Below are 18,099 nucleotides of genomic sequence, written 5' to 3'. Positions count from 1 at the left end.
AACCTAGGGCTTAAACACGCATTGGCATGACCACATAGGTCTGATCTTGATGAGCTGGATCTTGCACTAGAACCGATTGATTTGCTTCGGTCATCGTCATTGACACATCATCACCATCCAATGCGCCTAAGACTTCCAATATGTATTGGGCATTAAAAGACATTTCCATTGGCGCATTATTATATTGAATCGCCAAATCTTCTACGGCTTCGTCTTGCTCTGGGTTATTGGCACGTAGCTGCAAAGTATCTGCGGCAAAGTTTAAGAACACACCACGTAGTTTTTCATTACTTAAAATCGAAACACGTTGTAAAGATTGCTTAAAGACATCATGTGCAATTAACACATTTTTATCCCCACCACGTGGAATCACACGACGATAATCAGGGAATTTACCGTCAATCAGTTTAGTGGTGAAACGAACCGTTGTATCCCCTTGTTCTTTGTCACGGCTGGCAATAGAAATGGTCACATTCAATAGTTCACGACCAATCAACAACGCCAATTGTTCATCTTCAATGCTCAATAAACGCTGTAGTTCACCCACCGCTTTACGTGGAACAATCGCTTGAATCAATTGAGTAGCATTTGAGCTAGCAACAGTTTCACACAGAGCTAAGCGGTGGCCGTCTGTGGTCACTGCACGCAATTGATTATTATCAATTTCAAGCAAGGTTCCCGTGAGATAAAAACGCACATCCTGCACAGCCATAGCAAATGCAGTTTTTTCAAATAGGCGCTTTAATTCACGCTGTGTCACCGCAACTTGCGTGCCTTGCGTGTTCTCTGTGGTCAATAACGGGTAATCTTCAGCCGGTAAAGTCCCCAACACAAAACGGCTATTACCAGACTTTAAAATACAACGTTGATCTTCAGTAATTTGTAAGTCTATCAGTGCAGCAGTCGGTAAAGATTTACAAATATCCATCAACTTACGTGCAGGAACCGTGGTTTCACCCGCTTGTAAACACGCCCCTTCTGCAAGAGGGGTACTTGCAACCAATTCGACTTCTAAGTCTGAACCTGTGATCGTCAACGACGCTTGGCTTACTTGTACTTTAACATTTGAGAGAATATTTAAAGTATGGCGACGTTCAACCGCTCCTACGACATGTGATAGAACATTAAGTAAGCTTTCTTTCGCGATTTTTAAACGCACGATACATTCCTCGAAAAACTGAAGATAAAATAATAAATAAATGTGTTTTTAGCAGTGTACTATGCGGCAGAACATGCCGCATTGCAAGAATAGAATTTGAGCAATTTTGCTTAACTTTGCAGCAAACGTTGCAAGTTTTTATAGTCCTCATTGAAGATCGGATCTTCATCGCGCAGACTTAAAACTTTTTCACAAGCATGCATGACGGTACTGTGATCTCGGCCGCCAAAAGCCATACCAATTTCAGGGAAACTATCTCCCGTTAGCTCACGTGCCAAACCCATTGCCAATTGGCGCGGACGAGCATAAATACGGGTACGTTTAGGCCCAACCAACTCTTTGAGTGGGATTCTAAAGTACTCACTCACCACACGTTGAATATTTTCAGTACTGATGGTTCGTGCACGAATGGCCAAGACGTCTTTTAATGACTCACGCACAACATCCAAATCAATAGCTGTACCCTTAAAACGTGAAATGGCCACCACTTTATTCAGTGCACCTTCCAATTCACGTACGTTTGCAACCACTTGTTGCGCAATAAATAACGCACAGTTTCTCGGTAATTCCACATCATTGCTTTCTGCTTTTTTCAGCAAAATTTCAATACGGGTTTCAATATCAGGTGGCTCAACCCCAACAGACAAACCCCAAGAAAAGCGTGAAACCAAACGTGGATCCAATTCCGTTAATTCTTTTGGATAGCGATCTGAAGTCAGAATAATTTGCTTAGATTCGTCTAAAAGTGCGTTAAAAGTATAGAAAAACTCAACTAAACTCGCCTCTTTACCCGCCAGTAAATGAATATCATCGACCAACAATAGATCTAACGATCGACAATTTTTCTTAAATTCTTCCACTTTGCCTTGTTGTAAAGAACTAACAAAATCTTGAACAAAGCTCTCTGCCGTCATATACATGACACGTGCATTGGGTTTGGCTTGCAACAAGGCATTCCCCACTGCTTGCATTAAGTGTGTTTTACCTAAACCAGTGGGGCCATATAAAAATAAGGGATTGTGCTGAGAAGCACCTAACTGGGTTAAAACCTTACGACATGTTTCAGCAGCCATTTGGTTTGAACGACCTTCCACAAAAAGTGAGAAGGAAAATAAGGGATTTAACTGACGTTTACGGTTGTTTTTAGAATTACCTTCTTCTTTTTCTTTTTTCGGACGTACAACAGGTGCTGGAGCAGACTCTAAAGCAGCAGTCGTCGTTGCAGGTTGCTCACTCGCGGATAAAATTGCACCTGGACGTGAATCGACTAAAATTTCAACTTTACGTACACGCCCTTCAGAGAGCTGCTCCACTAAAATTGTAATCAATTCTAGGTGATGTTCTTGAATGTAACGTGTCCAATAGGGATTGGGAGCATAAAGACGTAGTGTGTCATTTAACTCTTCTGCAACTAAAGGGCGTATCCACATTGTAAAGACATTCCCAGATAGCTCTTGTCGCAAGCGAGTTAAGCAGTCCGTCCAAAGCATGTGAAACCCCTATTCATTCCATCGATAATTAATAAAAACACTATGTACCCACCGAAGCGGGTCGCCATTCTAACCAAGTTATCCACATCTGTCATGGAAAATTCTGCAGATATTGCTCAAAAAGCCTGCTTATGAAAATAAATTTAAATTCAAATACTGGTGTGGATAAGTTTATCCGCAAACTGTGGATAGAATATAGCATAAAGTTATCCACAAACTATTAATTTTATAAAAACAATCTTATCCACACCATATTTTATTGTTTTATAATTAAAAAATCGTCATTTCCACAGAAAAAGACCGCCCTAATAGTAATAAATTTAAATTTATAAATTTGAATTTATTTATAAGAGACCTGTTTTCTGGGGATAACTGGAGATCCAAAATGAATTTAAATTTAAAAACATGCACAGCAAGTGAATTTAAAGACTTGTGGATAATTGTGTGGGTAATCTTGTTGGTAACTTATATCACTTTAATAAACAATAATCTAGGTTGTGTATAAGAAAAAAGTGCAGTTGTTTAAATGTTTTCGAGAAAAGAGCAAGTTCAAGCTGCTGTTACAAATAAAAAGGCTTAATTTCACAAGAAAATCGGTTTTCCATTGACAGCTCAAGCAATGAACACTAAACTCGCGAACCTTCATTGAATGATCATTTTTGGAGTTTCGATATGAAACGTACATTCCAACCATCTGAATTAAAGCGTAAGCGCGTTCATGGTTTCCGTGCTCGTATGGCTACTAAAGCTGGTCGCCAAGTATTAGCTCGTCGTCGTGCAAAAGGTCGTCACAGCTTAACTGTTTAATCAATAGTTAACGCTTAAACGATTTTGGGTGTTATGACTACACTTTATGGCTTCAGCACAGAGGTTCGTATTCGCTGTGCTGCCGATTATAAAAGTGTCTTCGATGGTGCGCTTTTTAAAGTGCATCAGCCCCATTTCTTATTTCTAGCAAAACTGACCGAACAACCTCAAAGTCGTTTGGGTATTGTTGTTGCTAAAAAGAAAGTGCGTCGTGCACACGAAAGAAATAGAGTAAAACGTTTGGCTCGCGAAAGTTTTCGCTTGCATCAACAGCAATTAACTTTAGATATTGTGGTTATGCCTAAAATGGGGATAGAAACAGTGCCTAATGCAGAGTTGCACCAGCAATTACAATTTGCTTGGCAAAAATTACAACGTCTTGCCAAAAAGCATCAAAAAATAGCTCCCTCCCTGCAAAAGTAGAGATGGCCAATGGTCCGGTTACTGCATTGGTTAATTCGATTTTATCAAATTGCGATTAGTCCTTTACTTGGACCGCGTTGTCGTTATATCCCTACATGTTCTCAATATTCATTGGAAGCAGTCCATACACATGGTGCTGTGCGTGGTGTGTGGTTGGCTACTAAACGTATTTGCCGTTGTCATCCTTGGGGTGGATCGGGGTATGACCCTGTTCCAAACAAAAGGATTCGTTTTATCTCTTTTCAGCAAATAGATTCTCAAAAGCATCTGGTTGCTGTACCCTTTCGTGATTGTTTCTTGAACCAAAATCACTCTAACCACTTGGGGTAATCGATATGCAACAATGGGCCAGGTTTGCCATTCTCGGGGCCATGTTTGTTGTCGCTTATTTGCTCATTTTGGCTTGGCAAAAAGATTATGGACATGCTGAGACTCAGCCACAGCCACAACAGGCTGCAGCAGTTTCACATGAAGTATCTGCAGATTTGCCAAATGCTCAAACGGCTTCAGCAGCGTCTGATATGCCACAAGCAAATATCGCGACTCAGCAACCAGCTACAGAAGCAAAAGCATCTGTAAATCAACAGCTTATTTCAGTACAAACTGACCTTTATCATCTTTGGATTAATCCTAAAGGTGGTGATATTGTTCGTATTGAATTGTTAAACCATGACAAGAGCAAAGACAGTAACGAAGCATTTGTCATGCTTGAAAGTGATGCAAAACGTACTTATGTGGCGCAGTCTGGTTTAATTGGTCTTAATGGTCCAGACAGTAACCGTAGCGGTCGTCCAATGTATGAGATTGAAAAATCTGCTTATACATTAAATGATGCCAAAGCGGTTCAAACTGAAGATGGAAAAAGCATCAAAGTGTTAACCGTACCGATGGTACTGAAAACAGCTGATGGTGTGGAAATCATTAAAACCTTTACCTTTAAGCAAGGTGAATATCCTGTTGTTGTGAACCATAAAGTGGTGAACCGCAGTGGTCAAAACTGGCAGGGTCAAATGTTTGGTCAACTCAAACGTGACAACTCTGATGATCCAGGCAAATCGGATCAAGGTATTTTCACGCTGGGCACTTTCTTAGGTGGTGCTTGGGGTTCGCCTGAAGAACATTATAACAAGCTTAAATTTGCTAACTTCAATGAAGAAAAATTGAATGTTGAAGCGAAAGGCGGCTGGGTTGCTATGGTTCAGCACTACTTTGTGAGTGCTTGGATTCCTGGTGACTTAAAATTGACGCAAGCTAATGGTCAACCTTATGTCGCGAAATTAGAGTCGCGTAAGTCAACGGATGATATGAATATCATTGGTTTTACTTCGCCGACGATTACTGTGCCTGCCGGTACAGTGGCTGAGATTGATGCGACTTTCTATTCAGGTCCTAAAGTTCAATCTGAGTTAAAAGAGCTTGCAACAGGTTTAAACCAAACTGTTGATTACGGTTGGTTATGGCCAATTGCGAAATTATTGTTCTTGGGTCTTGAGTTCTTCCACGGTTTAGTGGGTAACTGGGGCTGGGCAATTATTTTGTTAACGGTCTTGGTGAAACTGATTCTTTGGCCATTGTCGTCTAAGAGCTATCGCTCAATGGCGAAAATGCGTGTTATTGCACCTGAAATGCAGCGTATGAAAGAAGAGTTCGGTGAAGACCGTATGCGCTTCTCTCAAGAAATGATGGCACTGTATAAACGTGAACAAGTCAATCCGCTTGCGGGTTGTTTGCCATTGTTATTACAAATGCCAATCTTCCTTGCGTTGTACTGGGTGTTGATGGAGTCTGTTGAGCTTCGTCATGCGCCATGGTTACTTTGGATTCAAGATTTGTCAGCGATGGATCCGTGGTTTATTTTACCGCTGCTAATGGGCGCAACGATGTTCATTCAGCAGTCTTTAAATCCACAACCGGCTGATCCAATGCAAGCGAAAGTTTTCAAAATCATGCCGATTGTTTTCACAGTCTTTATGTTGTTCTTCCCTGCGGGTCTCGTGTTGTACTGGATTGTCAACAACAGTATCACGATTATTCAGCAGACTTTGATCAACAAATCTGTTGAAAAAGACCGCTTGAATAAGGAAAGTGCGTCGAGTTAATCGAGGCAACTTTTCGCGAAAAGCTGAATAAATCCGCTTAAGATGGTAATCTTAGGCGGATTTTTCATTGTGTGACTTTTAAGATTTTTTAGGTGAATGTTATGTACAACCGAACCACGATTGCTGCCATTGCAACACCACCTGGGCGTGGTGGTGTGGGGGTCATTCGCCTATCTGGTCCCAAGTCATATGAGATTGCACAGGCCTTGACTCAAAAAGAATTACCGAAAGCGCGTTTTGCTGGTTTTCGCCAGTTTTATGATGCGTCTGGCGAGGTGATGGATGAGGGCTTAGCGCTTTGTTTTCCGAACCCGAACTCGTTTACTGGTGAAGATGTGGTTGAGTTGCAAGGTCACGGTGGCCCTGTCATTCAAAATGCTTTACTGGGGCGTTTGTTGGAGCTCGGTGCGATTGCAGCAAAAGCGGGTGAGTTTTCTATGCGTGCTTTTGAAAATGGCAAACTGGATTTGGTACAGGCTGAAGCAATCGCTGACTTGATTGACGCGACGTCTCAAGCGGCTGCTCGTTCTGCAGTACGTTCATTACAAGGCGCATTTTCAACTAAAGTAAATCGCGTGTTGGAGCAATTGATTCATCTACGTTTGCATGTGGAAGCTGCGATTGATTTTCCTGAAGAAGAAATTGATTTTCTCGCGGACGGGAAAATTTTAAATCTTTTAGATGGCGTTACGTCTGCTGTGAATCAAGTGCAACAATCGGCTCGTCAAGGACAGTTGCTGCGTGAAGGTTTACAGGTGGTAATTGCAGGAAAACCGAATGCGGGCAAGTCATCACTGCTCAATGCATTAGCAGGCATTGAACGCGCCATTGTGACGGATATTGCAGGTACGACGCGGGATGTCTTACATGAAAAAATTACCCTGAATGGCTTACCCATTACCTTAACCGATACCGCTGGTTTACGTGAAACCGGTGATATTGTAGAAAAAGAAGGGATTCGTCGTGCCATTAAAGAAATTGAGCAAGCTGATCTGTTACTTTTGGTTTATGACTTAAGCCAAGGCGAAGACCCACTTAAACTGGCGCAAGAATATTTTGCTGAGCATATTGAACCGAAACGTTTAATGCTGATTGGCAATAAGTGTGATTTGATGAAAACGACATCGCATATCGAAGACTTTAACGGCTTCCGTCATATTATGGTTTCGGCAAAGCAAGAAACTGGCGTTCAAGCGCTCATAGAAGCGATTACAGCGCATGCAGGCTTCCAGCCTGAAGAAGATACCTTTATTGCACGTACACGCCATTTAGACGCAATGAAACGCACTCAGCTTTACCTTGCTGAAGCGCGTGAACAATTGGTGGTGTATAACGCAGGTGAGTTGGTCGCAGAGTCGCTACGTCTGGCGCAAAATGCCCTCGGTGAAATTACAGGGGATTTTAGTGCGGATGATTTGCTTGGGAAAATTTTTGGATCGTTCTGTATTGGAAAATAATGCCGACATTTAGCATCGTGCCTATTTAGGAAGATGGATATAAAAAGCACTCAGTTTTAAAGGCTGGATGCTTTTTTATACATAGGATGGCTAGTGCTGCTATTGAGCTTCTCTTTGGCACAAAAATTTATGAGACTCCTATGCTGTAAGAAGCCAATCAAAAGGTAATTCGTCGGTAATCCCGATACTCGGGTTTCCACATATGCGCCTCAATGGCTTTTTGTAAGCTCGCTTGATCCATCAGTGGGGCAACCCCCTCCCGTATCGCGGCAAGCCCCACCTGCAAGGCGATAATTTTAGAGATGTCCTGAATGGCATCAATACTTGGCAGCAAATCATGGTCTGGGTTTTTCAGCATGGGTGAACAGCTGGCTAGTGCATTACTCGCTGCCATTAGCATTCGGTCGGTCACGCTTTTCGCACCTGCGGCAATGACACCTAGACCAACCCCAGGAAAAATATAAGCATTATTGCACTGAGCAATGGGGTAAATATGGCCCTGATGGTGTACTGGTGCAAATGGACTGCCTGTTGCGATTAAGGCTTTACCCTCTGTCCATTGAATAATATCTGCGGGGAGCGCTTCGACCTGAGAAGTGGGATTGGACAAGGGAAAGACGATCGGGCGCTCACAGTTTCCAGCCAGTGTGCGAATAATCTCTTCGCTAAATAAGCCAGTTTGTCCTGAAACTCCGATTAATACTGTGGGTTTGGCATGTTGAATGACTTCGAGCAGAGAAATCTCTGGCGCTACATTTGCCCATGTCTCAATGGCACGCAAAGGCTGAGCCAACTTGCTTTGAAAATCGAGTAAGTTGGGCTGCTGTTCAGTCATTAAACCAAAGCGATCTACCAAATAAAGACGTGAGCGTGCTTCAAGGTCGCTGAGCCCTTCAATTTTCATTTGTGCAATAATTTGTTCCGCAATACCACAGCCTGCTGAACCTGCACCTAAAATAACAATCGTTTGATCTTTGACCTGCTTTTTCACCACATGAGATGCTGCAATCAGGCTAGCTAACGCCACAGCCGCCGTACCTTGAATATCATCATTAAAACAACAGATTTGTTCACGGTAGGTAGTTAGTAAAGGCATGGCATTTTGTTGAGCAAAATCTTCAAACTGAATCAGGGCTTTCGGCCAGCGTCGTTGAATGGCACGAATCACATCATCGATAAATTGATTGTATTCATTGCCACTAATACGGGGGTGGTTCCAACCCAAATACAGCGGATCGTTGCGTAACTGTTGGTTATTGGTCCCAACATCCAGCGTAATAGGCAAAGTATAGGCTGGACTGATGCCTCCACAGGCGGTATAAAGCGACAGTTTACCAATGGGAATCCCCATGCCGCCAATGCCTTGATCCCCAAGACCTAAGATCCGCTCTCCATCGGTCATCACGATAACTTTGACATTTTTGCGGTTCACGTTGTGTAGAATTTCATCAATATGCGCGCGATCTGGGTAGGAAATAAAAATGCCACGATGTCGGCGATAAATATCGGAAAAACGTTGGCAGGCCTCACCCACAGTTGGGGTGTAAATGATCGGCATCATTTCACTTAAGTGATGTTTGAGCAGATGGTAAAACAGAGTTTCGTTGGTATCTTGGATATTGCGTAAATAGATATGTTTGTTGATGTCATCATTAAAAGATAAATACTGCTGATAGGAGCGGCGACTTTGTTCCTCAATGGTTTCGATCACGTGTGGAATTAGGCCGTGTAAATTGAAGGTATTGCGTTCTTGTATTGAAAATGCAGCTCCTTTATTCAACAACGGCAGTTCTAAAAGTGAATGAGCTGCATAGGGAATATAGAGCGGTTTTTTTATGGTTACATGATCCATCATGAGCTTGATCTCGTTACATCGATTGCAATGTCCGTATTCTGCTGAAAGAAGTATGGATTAAACGTCGAGACGTTGTGGTGAATAGGGACACAAGTGAAGAGAAATGCCTGATTTGGCTGTGATGTGTCTGACCAAATGCAGGCTTAGAGTTAAAATAAAGAGAGATAGACAACACCAAACAGGATCGTTTGAGGTGCTGTCTGTAAAGCACTATTTAATAAAACTCAGTTCTTTACTAATCCGGTCCAGCACTGGTTTCTTTTTGGCTTGGAACTGGTTTTTATTTTGCTGAATAAGATTATTGCCATGGGTATCAATCGAGATGATCAGTGGGCCAAATACCTTGACGCGGTTAATCCATAAGGTTTCAGGCATCCCGAGGTCTTGCCATTCAGCGCCTTCAATTTCCTCGACTTGAGTGGCTGCCAGTACCGCACATCCTCCAGGGAAAATCGCATGGACTGCTTTGTGCTCCTGACAGCCTGCGACAGTCTCAGGGCCCATGCCACCTTTACCCACAATCAGTTTCACCCCAGTTTGTTTGATAAATTCGCGTTCAAATTTTTCCATACGCATACTGGTGGTGGGCCCAATGGAGACCATTTCAAAACCGCCATCATCCTTTTTACGCACGATGGGGCCGGCATGGAAAATCGCACCGCCTTCTAAATTCACGGGAAGTTGTCGACCTTGTTCAATTAAGCGGCGATGTGCCACATCACGACAAGTAACTAAACGTCCAGTTAGATATACCACGTCACCAATTTTAAGATCGGCTAAGTCTTCATCACGTAATGGGGTGGTCAGTACTTTTTTCATAGCACAACTCCTTCGTGTGACAGAATTTCGTAAGACATATCAGGGTTAATTTTAATTTTGCCACGGCGGTGTGCCCAGCAACCGGTGTTGACTGCCACGCCAATGGTGGATGGGTGACGAGCCGAAGACTCAATATTGACGCCCATGACGCTGTTATTGCCTGTTAAGCCCTGTGGGCCAATGCCAATTTCATTCAAGCCTTGTTCCAGCAAGTCTTCCATCAGTGCAGCACGAGGGTTATCACTTCTTGAGTCTACAGGGCGCATAATGGCCAGTTTGGACAAGCGTGCAGCGGTTTCAACTGAAGTGGATACCCCGACACCGACCAGTAATGGCGGGCAAGCATTCACACCACGCTCGGTAATCACATCCATTACGAACTCAGCTACACCTTCGTAGCCTTGACCTGGCATCAAAACTTTAGCTGCACCTGGCAAGGTACACCCGCCACCTGCCATATAGACATCGATGGTACAGGTATCCTGTTCAGGGACGATGCGCCAGTCTAGCCACGGAATTTGAGTGCCCGTATTGGTGCCTGTGTTTTTCTCATCAAAGGTTTCAACTGCATTGTGGCGCAAGGGGCCTGTACGGGTCGCCTCTTCGGTCGCTTCACGTAAAATTTCCTGCAATTCGCCCAACAGTGGGAAATGTGCACCCGCTTCAACAAAATATTGAATCACGCCGGTGTCTTGGCAGCTGGGACGGTTTAGTCGATCTGCTGCTTCTTGGTTTTCATCCATTGAATCATAAATTGATTTGGCCAATGGGTTGGTTTCCAATGTTTTCAGCTCAATCAGTTTGCTTTTGACATCTTTGGGTAAACGTTTGCCAATATAGGCTGTAAATTTGGCCATGGTGTCCGTGAGGGACTGTACGGCAAGTTCTTTGTCCATGGGAGGCTCCTTGTTAAGCGTTCAATTCGCTCGAATATCGAATAAGGTAAAAATGAAGATCATGAATTACTCAATTCAGCCGAATTGGCTTTGTTTTTTTGAGTAAAACTTAAAACGAGAGTCAGGACGGTAGATAAAATCAGCAGACCTGCGACGAAATACAAACCGCCTGCAAAGCTTCCAGTTTGGTCTTTAACCCAACCGATCATGGCTGGACCCGCAAAGCCACCTAAGTTCCCAATCGAGTTAATGGTTGCGATGCCTGTCGCTGCTGCGGCACCCGATAGAAACATGGTTGGCATACTCCACAGTGGTGGTTTAGAGCAACTGATGCCGACGTTGACAATGGTTAATGCTGCAATCAGGCCAAACATACTGCCAGTACTGGCTGCAATCGCGAGCCCCACAGCTGCGGTTAAACAAGCCAAAGCCACATGCCATGTACGTTCATTGGTTTTGTCGGAATGGCGTGACCACAGAATCATGGCAACCACAGAGATAATAGGAGGAATAGAGTTCAATAGACCGACGGTCATTGAGCTGACACCCAGTTCCTTAATGATTTGAGGCGCCCAAATGCCAAGGGTATACAGCCCCGCTGAGGTACCGAAATAAATGAGTGCTAGAGCAAGCACACGTGGATTGGCGAGTCCGCGTAAAATACTGTGATGCTGTTGCCCCCCCTTATTGGCATCTTCTGCTTGCATGGTTTTAACCAACCATTCACGCTCATCGGGTTTTAACCACGCGGCTTTTTCAGGTCGATCTGTCATGTAGAAAAACACTACGACGCCTAGGATCACCGCAGGAATGGCTTCAATCAGGAACATCCATTGCCAACCTGCTAAGCCCATGATGCCGTGCATTTCCAGTAATGCTGCTGAAATAGGAGAACCAATCGCTGTGGCTATAGGGGCGGCAGCCATAAATAAGGCAATTACCCCTGCTCGGTTTCGTGCAGGGAACCAGTAGCTTAAATACAAAATAATGCCGGGGAAAAAGCCTGCTTCGGCGACACCGAGTAAAAATCGCATAACATAAAAGCTGGTTGAGCTTTCGACAAAGGCCATCCCGCCAGCAATAATGCCCCAAGTCACCATGACCCGTGCAATCCAAATGCGAGCGCCAACTTTGTGCAAAATAATGTTGGAGGGAACTTCAAAGAGGAAATAGCCCAAAAAGAAAATTCCTGCACCAAAACCGAGAATCGAAGCTGTAAAGCCCAAATCTTCTTTCATGGTAATGGCAGCAAAACCAATATTGACCCGATCAATATAGGCAATTAAATATAAAATCATGATAAACGGCACAATACGCCAAGTGATTTTGCGTAGCGTCCGTTTCTCGATATCCATGTCCATGGCTTATCTCCATATCAGTAGCGATTACCTCCCGATTGGGTCGAAGTCACACCGCAATCGAGTTTGGCGAAACAGCTCCCCGTTTGTGCACCGTTGTCCTTACACGGTGGACTTTATGACTCACTTAAGTTTCCTTGCTTGGGTGAGATATGTTGTTTGGGGGGTAACGTGATAGGGATATTAGAGACTTTGCAAAACCGATGAATCGATATAAAGTTAAATCACTCTTGCAAAAAACTGAATAATCATGAGCTCAGATACCGAATTAGCATTTTTTTGTTTACTAATAAAACAGGGCAGTCTGGTTGCAACAGCGCGTGAGCTGAATTTAACGCCCCCTGCCGTATCACGACGTCTGACACAAATGGAAGAGCGTTTAGGGGTTCGGTTGTTGAATCGGACCACCAGACGCATCAGTTTGACCAATGAAGGCGAAATTTATTTTGAGAATGCTTCGCGAATCTTGAAAGAAATTGAAGAAATGGAACAGCAAGTGGCACGCAGTCGCACCACACCTAAGGGCTTGCTGCGAGTGAATGCACCGTTTGGTTTTGGTCGAACCTACATTGCTCCTGCGATTTCAGACTTTGCGCGAAAATTTCCAGATATCGAAGTCCAGTTACATCTGACTGATCGCCCGATTCATCTGCCGAATGATGCGATTGATGTCTCGATTCACTTTGGACAGGTACCGGACTCACGACTAATTGCGAAAAAAATTGCGGCCAATCGACGGCTTCTATGTGCTTCTCCGCGTTATTTGGCACACGCTGGGGCACCACTTACGCCACGCGAACTGACCCTGCACCAATGCATTGTGTTAAGACAAAATGATGCGGCATATGCGAACTGGCGTTTAACTCAAGGGGATAAGGAAGAGACCATTAAAGTGCATGGAAAATTGAGTAGCAATGATGGCCAAGTCACCATTGGTTGGGCACTCGATGGTCATGGAATTTTAATGCGTGCTGAATGGGACGTGGCCAAGTATTTAAAAAGTGGTCGTTTAGTCCAAGTTTTGCAGGACTATGAGACGCCCCCTGCCGATATCTATGCGATTTATATGGATCGGCTCGAGCACTCACCAAGAGTGTCCTATTTTTTAGAACATTTAAGCCAGTATTTAAATGAACATACGGACTTAGCCCATGCCAACAAGAAAAGAACCTAAGTTATAGCAAGGATCAACTGAAAAATGGCATCTGAAGAACGATCTAAATCCAAATGATTTTGACTTCGCTCTTTCTATGCAGAAGCTAGACGTATACTGCTTTTATGCGCAAACCACAGATAAAAACACAATAAAGCGATGGCAATGCAAAAGCTAATGACCCCGAAACTTAATCCAAAGTGATCTGCCAGATATCCGACGGCCACAATGGGCACAATCGTACCCAAATAACCAATAAAAAGATAAGTCGACATCACTGCAGCACGATTCTCTAAGCTGGTCATGGCATGAATGAGACCAAAGGAACCAATCAAGGTCAGGCCATGTCCGACACCAACGAGAAAATCACTGATAAAGAAAAATGCACTCAGTTGAAATAGCATACACAGCGCCAAAATGCCTAAGCTTGCAATCAAGGTAATTAAGCCATAGTTGAGGCACTTATAAGCAGGAATACTTCTAGCAAAATACTGCACCACGGCAGAGATAATGAGAATACTGGTAATGGCTGAACCGCTAATGAGGGGGCCGTGCCACGGCAAAATATCCCGCACAAATGACGGGGATAAGGATGCAAATAAACTAAACGCGGCAAAGGCACTAAATGCGGTAAATCCAACGATCAAAAACAACTGATGATATTGCACTTCTGGTCGGAGTAGCTTGGGGGCAATACTAAAGGGCTGTGAGGTAAACGTAGGAGACTCAACCCAAAATAAACCAAAGAAACACAGTACAGCGCCAAGAATAACGGGTAGATAAGGACTGACCAACGGATATTCTGAAAATTGAGCTATCAGGCCACCAATCAGTGGGCCTAAGCCAAAGCCTACTGCGGTAATAATCGAACTGAGTTGTGGTGCAATCTGTTGATGGCTTTTGGGCACGGTATACATCAGTCCCAGTAAGGCCGAAGTGGTCATCAAACCAGATGCAATACCAATAATAAAGCGCCCCAAAGATAAAATGAGAGCATCAGAAGCATAAGCGGAAATCACCAACCCGATGCTAATAAACACCAACCCTACTTGTAAGGTGCGTAAATAGCCAATGCTATTACTGGTCCGGCCAAGAAACAGTAAAGTAGCGAGACAACCAAACATATAAGCCACAAAAATATAGGTGATCTGACTCGGCACCAGATGCCATAAGGCTTGATACAGCGGGTAAAGTGGACTGGCTAAGGCAGTCCCCATCGTTCCCATCATTAAGGCGAGGCTGACCATACAAAATGGACGCCAAGAAGTGCTTGTTGTCATGCAAATGCCATGCGGCTCTCTCGGTCAAAACAAGAATATTTTGATGCCCAAGAGAAAAAGGATAGAGTGCAACAGTGTATCGGTTTGTGGAAAAAATGGTCAACTAAAAACTTGAAAAAGAACGCAATAAAACTTAGCTATAGCGTTTCAGCAGTTTTAAGAACTCAGCCAACTCCTCTTCATTGACCTGTTCAGCTTGTGCTAATACATGATGGCGTAAGTGTGCTTCAACCAGTTCATTCATCAGCCCATTGACCGCGCCTTTAATAGCAGCGACTTGCTGTAAAACGTCGATACAACTGGCATCGGGATGTGTGATCGAGAGTTCAACGGCGTTGACCTGTCCTTGTAAGCGTTTCACACGGTTTAAAATTTTTTTATCTTCATGCAAATGACTCAACACATTGCTCCAAAAATAAATATACTAAGGGGGAGTATATTGGTGAATGATTTTAAATGCAAAATACCCCATCACGTCAGCATACGCATCATTTTGATGACGGTAATCCACTGGCACAAAAACGGATTTTAATGGCGACCATTTTAACGGCAGTCATGATGTTATTAGAAGTGATTGGTGGATGGATTTTCCAATCAATGGCTTTGTTGGCGGATGGTTGGCATATGAGTTCGCATATGTTAGCACTGGGTTTGGCTTATTTTGCCTATCGTGCTGCGCGGCATTATGCCCATGATCAGCGCTTTAGTTTCGGTACATGGAAAATTGAAATTCTTGCAGGTTACAGCAGCGCTATTTTGTTGATGGTGGTGGCGGGTTTTATGGCTTTTCACTCGATTCAGCGTCTATTCTCGCCTGTACAAATTCATTATAACGAAGCGATTCCAATTGCGATTTTAGGCTTATTGGTGAATTTAATCTGTGCATGGTTGCTGCACGATGGTCACCATCACCATCACCATCACCATCACCATCACGCTCATGATCATGCAGTAGAAGTACATAGCCATCATCATGATTTAAATCAGAAAGCTGCATTTATGCATGTGGTGGCAGATGCCGTGACTTCCATTTTTGCCATTATTGCGCTGATTTTTGGTAAATATTTGGGTTGGGATTTTCTCGATGCTGCTCTTGGGATCGTAGGATCAATACTGGTGGCTAAATGGGCACTGAGATTAATGCAAGAAACGGGAAAAACCTTGTTAGATGCTGAAATGGATCATCATGTGGTGGATGAAATTCGCGAAGTGTTGGCAGAGCTACCGCAGACGACCTTGACCGATTTACATGTTTGGAAAGTAGGCAAAGGCAAGTTTTCCTGCATTTTGGCCTTAGAAACGACGGTAGACTTAACTGCGGATCGCGTGCGGGCAATGCTCTCGATTCATGAGGAAATTGTTCATGTCTCGGTGGAAATTAATAGCAAGGCTCTAACTGTTCCACGTGAAACTTTGGCCAGTTCATAAGCACGGCGTGTTGGGTTTCGGTAAAGCCGTGGAAAAAATGATTCAATGCTTGAATAATACGCTCTACACTAGCGCCGTGGTTCTCCGATTGAAAGAGCAAAAAGTGATGATAAAAAAACTGGGTTTGGCACTACTCACAAGTGCAATTGCAAGCATGAGTATGGCCAGCGTAGAAAGTGTTCAAGCCAACTTAAAAAAGAATTATCCAAATATTAATGTTCAAAATATCCAAAAAACAGAAATGTCGGGCATTTATAGCGGATCTTTAGATGGTGAAATTGTGTATTTAGGCGAAGCGGCTGAGCATGTGATTGCAGGTTCGATGGTGCGCTTAAAAGATCAGAAAAATTTAAGTGCTGCCTTATATGTGCAACAAAACTCGCTTGATTGGAACAAGCTGCCGCTAAAAGATGCCATTAAAAGCGTTAAAGGCAACGGCAAACGCCAATTGGCGGTTTTTTCAGACCCAAACTGTCCTTACTGTAAGCAGTTAGAGGCTGAACTGAATAAACTGAATGATGTGACCATCTACACATTTATTTATGCTATTAAGGCGCAATCGATTGCACCGTCGAAACAAGTGTTTTGTGAAGCAGACCCTGCCCTCGCATGGAAAAATTTGATTGCGAAAGGGACCCAACCGACGTCGAAAAAACCGTGTGCCAATCCAATTGAGCGCAACATTCAACTCGGTCGTAGTCTGGGTTTACAAGGGACGCCCGTGGTTATTTTCTCAAACGGCTTTAAAGTGAATGGTGCTGTACCTTCAACCACCATTGAAAATATGTGGCGTGAACTGGGCTTATAAGAGTTCAAATATACAGATAAAAAGCACCTGAAACGGTGCTTTTTTTAATGGCTGCGTTTAGGTTTTTTTGGTGACCATGTTGTAGATGAATAAAATAACAATCGCCCCAATAACTGAAGCAATAAAGCCTGCGGCAGAGCCTTCACTATAGAGACCGAGTAAACGACCACCATAAGTGGCTACGAGAGAACCTGCAATCCCCAGTAAAGTGGTGACAATAAATCCCGCTTTGTCATCGCCAGGATGGATAGCACGTGCGATGAGACCTGCAATAAAACCAATCACGATTGCAACAATAAGTGACCACATGAGCCAGCTCCTTTTTTATCATGTCTTTGTTTTTACATCATGTGCAAAAATATCATCGGGCATAATGCGACTGTGCAGTAGAGCGAATCTGCTAAAAACTGTATGTTTTATGTACTTAGGTAATAGTGAAAATAAAAAAAAGTGGCCTTCGGCCACTCTTTTCTCGATTGATCTTAAAGACCAATTTCACCAATAAATGGCAAATGACGGTACTTTTGGTCGTAGTCTAAGCCATAACCCACAATGAATCGATCTTCGACATTGAAGCCTAAAAACTTCACATCGAGTTCAATTTCACGGCGTGAAGGTTTGCTGACTAAGGTGCAAAGTTCAATTGAGTTGGGAGAGCGTGTTTCTAAAATTTCTAATACTTTGCTCAAGGTGTTGCCTGAGTCGATGATGTCTTCAATGACCAAAACATCTTTACCGCGAATTTCACCGTCTAAATCTTTTAAAATTTTTACATCACGTGAAGATACCGTACCGCCGCCGTAGCTCGAAACCGTCATGAAATCGAGTTCATGTGGTTTTGAAATGGTACGACATAAGTCTGCCATGAAAATGACTGAACCACGTAATAAACCAATCAGTACGAGTTCCTTATCACTGTTTGCATAATGCGCATCGATTTGTGCACCAAGCTCTTTTACTTTCGCTTGAATCTCTTCAGTAGAAATCATTACGCTCATTTGAACGGTCATGGGTAGATACCTAAAAATTAAAAAAAATCAAAAATAAAAAAGGCGTTGACCTGCAAC

At 43.4% G+C, this 18,099-nt stretch carries 18 protein-coding genes; 8 read left to right on the top strand and 10 right to left on the bottom strand.

The annotated features are described in order from the left end of the window. Positions 1-10 precede the first annotated feature (10 nt). Positions 11-1,159, bottom strand: a complete 1,149-nt coding sequence (gene dnaN, locus PTT44_RS00205) for a DNA polymerase III subunit beta (RefSeq protein WP_159127930.1) — start codon at positions 1,157-1,159, stop codon at positions 11-13. Positions 1,160-1,269: 110 nt separating this feature from the next. After that, the gene (gene dnaA / locus PTT44_RS00200) at positions 1,270-2,649 is read right to left on the bottom strand and encodes a chromosomal replication initiator protein DnaA (RefSeq protein WP_168159895.1); all 1,380 of its coding nucleotides are present in this window, start codon (positions 2,647-2,649) and stop codon (positions 1,270-1,272) included. A 672-nt stretch (positions 2,650-3,321) separates the two neighbouring features. Here dnaA and rpmH point away from each other — a divergent pair. From rpmH to mnmE, 5 genes are all read left to right on the top strand, one after another. Next, a complete protein-coding gene (gene rpmH, locus PTT44_RS00195) occupies positions 3,322-3,456 on the top strand; it encodes a 50S ribosomal protein L34 (protein WP_000831329.1) in 135 nt (44 codons plus the stop codon). Between the two features lie 33 nt (positions 3,457-3,489). Next, positions 3,490-3,879: a ribonuclease P protein component gene (gene rnpA / locus PTT44_RS00190; RefSeq protein WP_039890852.1), complete on the top strand. Its 390-nt coding sequence runs from the start codon at positions 3,490-3,492 to the stop codon at positions 3,877-3,879. Between the two features lie 9 nt (positions 3,880-3,888). Then, the gene (yidD, locus tag PTT44_RS00185) at positions 3,889-4,209 is read left to right on the top strand and encodes a membrane protein insertion efficiency factor YidD (RefSeq protein ID WP_004977726.1); all 321 of its coding nucleotides are present in this window, start codon (positions 3,889-3,891) and stop codon (positions 4,207-4,209) included. A gap of 5 nt (positions 4,210-4,214) precedes the next feature. Beyond that, complete coding sequence (gene yidC / locus PTT44_RS00180; protein WP_004697434.1) at positions 4,215-5,978, top strand: membrane protein insertase YidC; 1,764 nt, start codon at positions 4,215-4,217, stop codon at positions 5,976-5,978. A 101-nt stretch (positions 5,979-6,079) separates the two neighbouring features. Continuing rightward, positions 6,080-7,435, top strand: coding sequence for a tRNA uridine-5-carboxymethylaminomethyl(34) synthesis GTPase MnmE (gene mnmE / locus PTT44_RS00175; RefSeq protein WP_168159896.1), 1,356 nt, complete (start codon positions 6,080-6,082; stop codon positions 7,433-7,435). A 157-nt stretch (positions 7,436-7,592) separates the two neighbouring features. On the opposite strand, the gene PTT44_RS00170 is transcribed toward mnmE, so the two are convergent. From PTT44_RS00170 to PTT44_RS00155, 4 genes are all read right to left on the bottom strand, one after another. Continuing rightward, a complete protein-coding gene (locus PTT44_RS00170) occupies positions 7,593-9,290 on the bottom strand; it encodes an NAD-dependent malic enzyme (RefSeq protein ID WP_435781943.1) in 1,698 nt (565 codons plus the stop codon). A 210-nt stretch (positions 9,291-9,500) separates the two neighbouring features. Continuing rightward, positions 9,501-10,109 carry a L(+)-tartrate dehydratase subunit beta gene (gene ttdB, locus PTT44_RS00165; RefSeq protein ID WP_168159910.1) on the bottom strand — a complete coding sequence of 203 codons (609 nt, stop codon included), beginning with the start codon at positions 10,107-10,109 and terminating at the stop codon, positions 9,501-9,503. Beyond that, positions 10,106-11,005 carry a L(+)-tartrate dehydratase subunit alpha gene (ttdA, locus tag PTT44_RS00160; RefSeq protein WP_062031161.1) on the bottom strand — a complete coding sequence of 300 codons (900 nt, stop codon included), beginning with the start codon at positions 11,003-11,005 and terminating at the stop codon, positions 10,106-10,108. The genes ttdB and ttdA overlap by 4 nt, the downstream gene beginning before the upstream one ends. 59 nt (positions 11,006-11,064) lie before the next feature. After that, positions 11,065-12,366 (bottom strand): MFS transporter, encoded by a 1,302-nt coding sequence (locus PTT44_RS00155; protein WP_168159911.1) that lies wholly within the window; start codon positions 12,364-12,366, stop codon positions 11,065-11,067. Positions 12,367-12,613: 247 nt separating this feature from the next. Here PTT44_RS00155 and PTT44_RS00150 point away from each other — a divergent pair, with 247 nt between their 5' ends. Then, entirely contained in the window at positions 12,614-13,537 is a 924-nt protein-coding gene (locus PTT44_RS00150) for a LysR substrate-binding domain-containing protein (RefSeq protein ID WP_168159912.1), read from the top strand. Positions 13,538-13,611: 74 nt separating this feature from the next. On the opposite strand, the gene PTT44_RS00145 is transcribed toward PTT44_RS00150, so the two are convergent. Together PTT44_RS00145 and PTT44_RS00140 are read right to left on the bottom strand one after the other, a co-directional pair. Then, positions 13,612-14,796, bottom strand: coding sequence for an MFS transporter (locus PTT44_RS00145; protein ID WP_435781944.1), 1,185 nt, complete (start codon positions 14,794-14,796; stop codon positions 13,612-13,614). A 133-nt stretch (positions 14,797-14,929) separates the two neighbouring features. Next, positions 14,930-15,196: a metal/formaldehyde-sensitive transcriptional repressor gene (locus tag PTT44_RS00140; protein WP_168159913.1), complete on the bottom strand. Its 267-nt coding sequence runs from the start codon at positions 15,194-15,196 to the stop codon at positions 14,930-14,932. A gap of 56 nt (positions 15,197-15,252) precedes the next feature. Between PTT44_RS00140 and dmeF the strand changes: the two genes are divergently transcribed. Then, on the top strand, positions 15,253-16,224 hold the full coding sequence (gene dmeF, locus PTT44_RS00135; protein WP_273795500.1) for a CDF family Co(II)/Ni(II) efflux transporter DmeF: 972 nt from the start codon (positions 15,253-15,255) through the stop codon (positions 16,222-16,224). A 106-nt stretch (positions 16,225-16,330) separates the two neighbouring features. Then, the gene (locus PTT44_RS00130) at positions 16,331-17,032 is read left to right on the top strand and encodes a DsbC family protein (RefSeq protein ID WP_004697476.1); all 702 of its coding nucleotides are present in this window, start codon (positions 16,331-16,333) and stop codon (positions 17,030-17,032) included. 57 nt (positions 17,033-17,089) lie between these two features. Here the strand turns inward: PTT44_RS00130 and PTT44_RS00125 are convergent, their stop codons facing one another. Further along, entirely contained in the window at positions 17,090-17,341 is a 252-nt protein-coding gene (locus PTT44_RS00125; RefSeq protein ID WP_004977734.1) for a GlsB/YeaQ/YmgE family stress response membrane protein, read from the bottom strand. 173 nt (positions 17,342-17,514) lie between these two features. Continuing rightward, positions 17,515-18,042: a hypoxanthine phosphoribosyltransferase gene (gene hpt / locus PTT44_RS00120; RefSeq protein ID WP_004697480.1), complete on the bottom strand. Its 528-nt coding sequence runs from the start codon at positions 18,040-18,042 to the stop codon at positions 17,515-17,517. Positions 18,043-18,099: the final 57 nt, after the last annotated feature.

This window comes from Acinetobacter sp. Gutcm_16 (assembly GCF_028649355.1).
In the GTDB taxonomy this organism is placed as follows: domain Bacteria; phylum Pseudomonadota; class Gammaproteobacteria; order Pseudomonadales; family Moraxellaceae; genus Acinetobacter; species Acinetobacter johnsonii.
The sequence above is the reverse complement of the archived record's forward strand: the minus strand, read 5'-3'. Positions and strand labels throughout refer to the sequence as shown.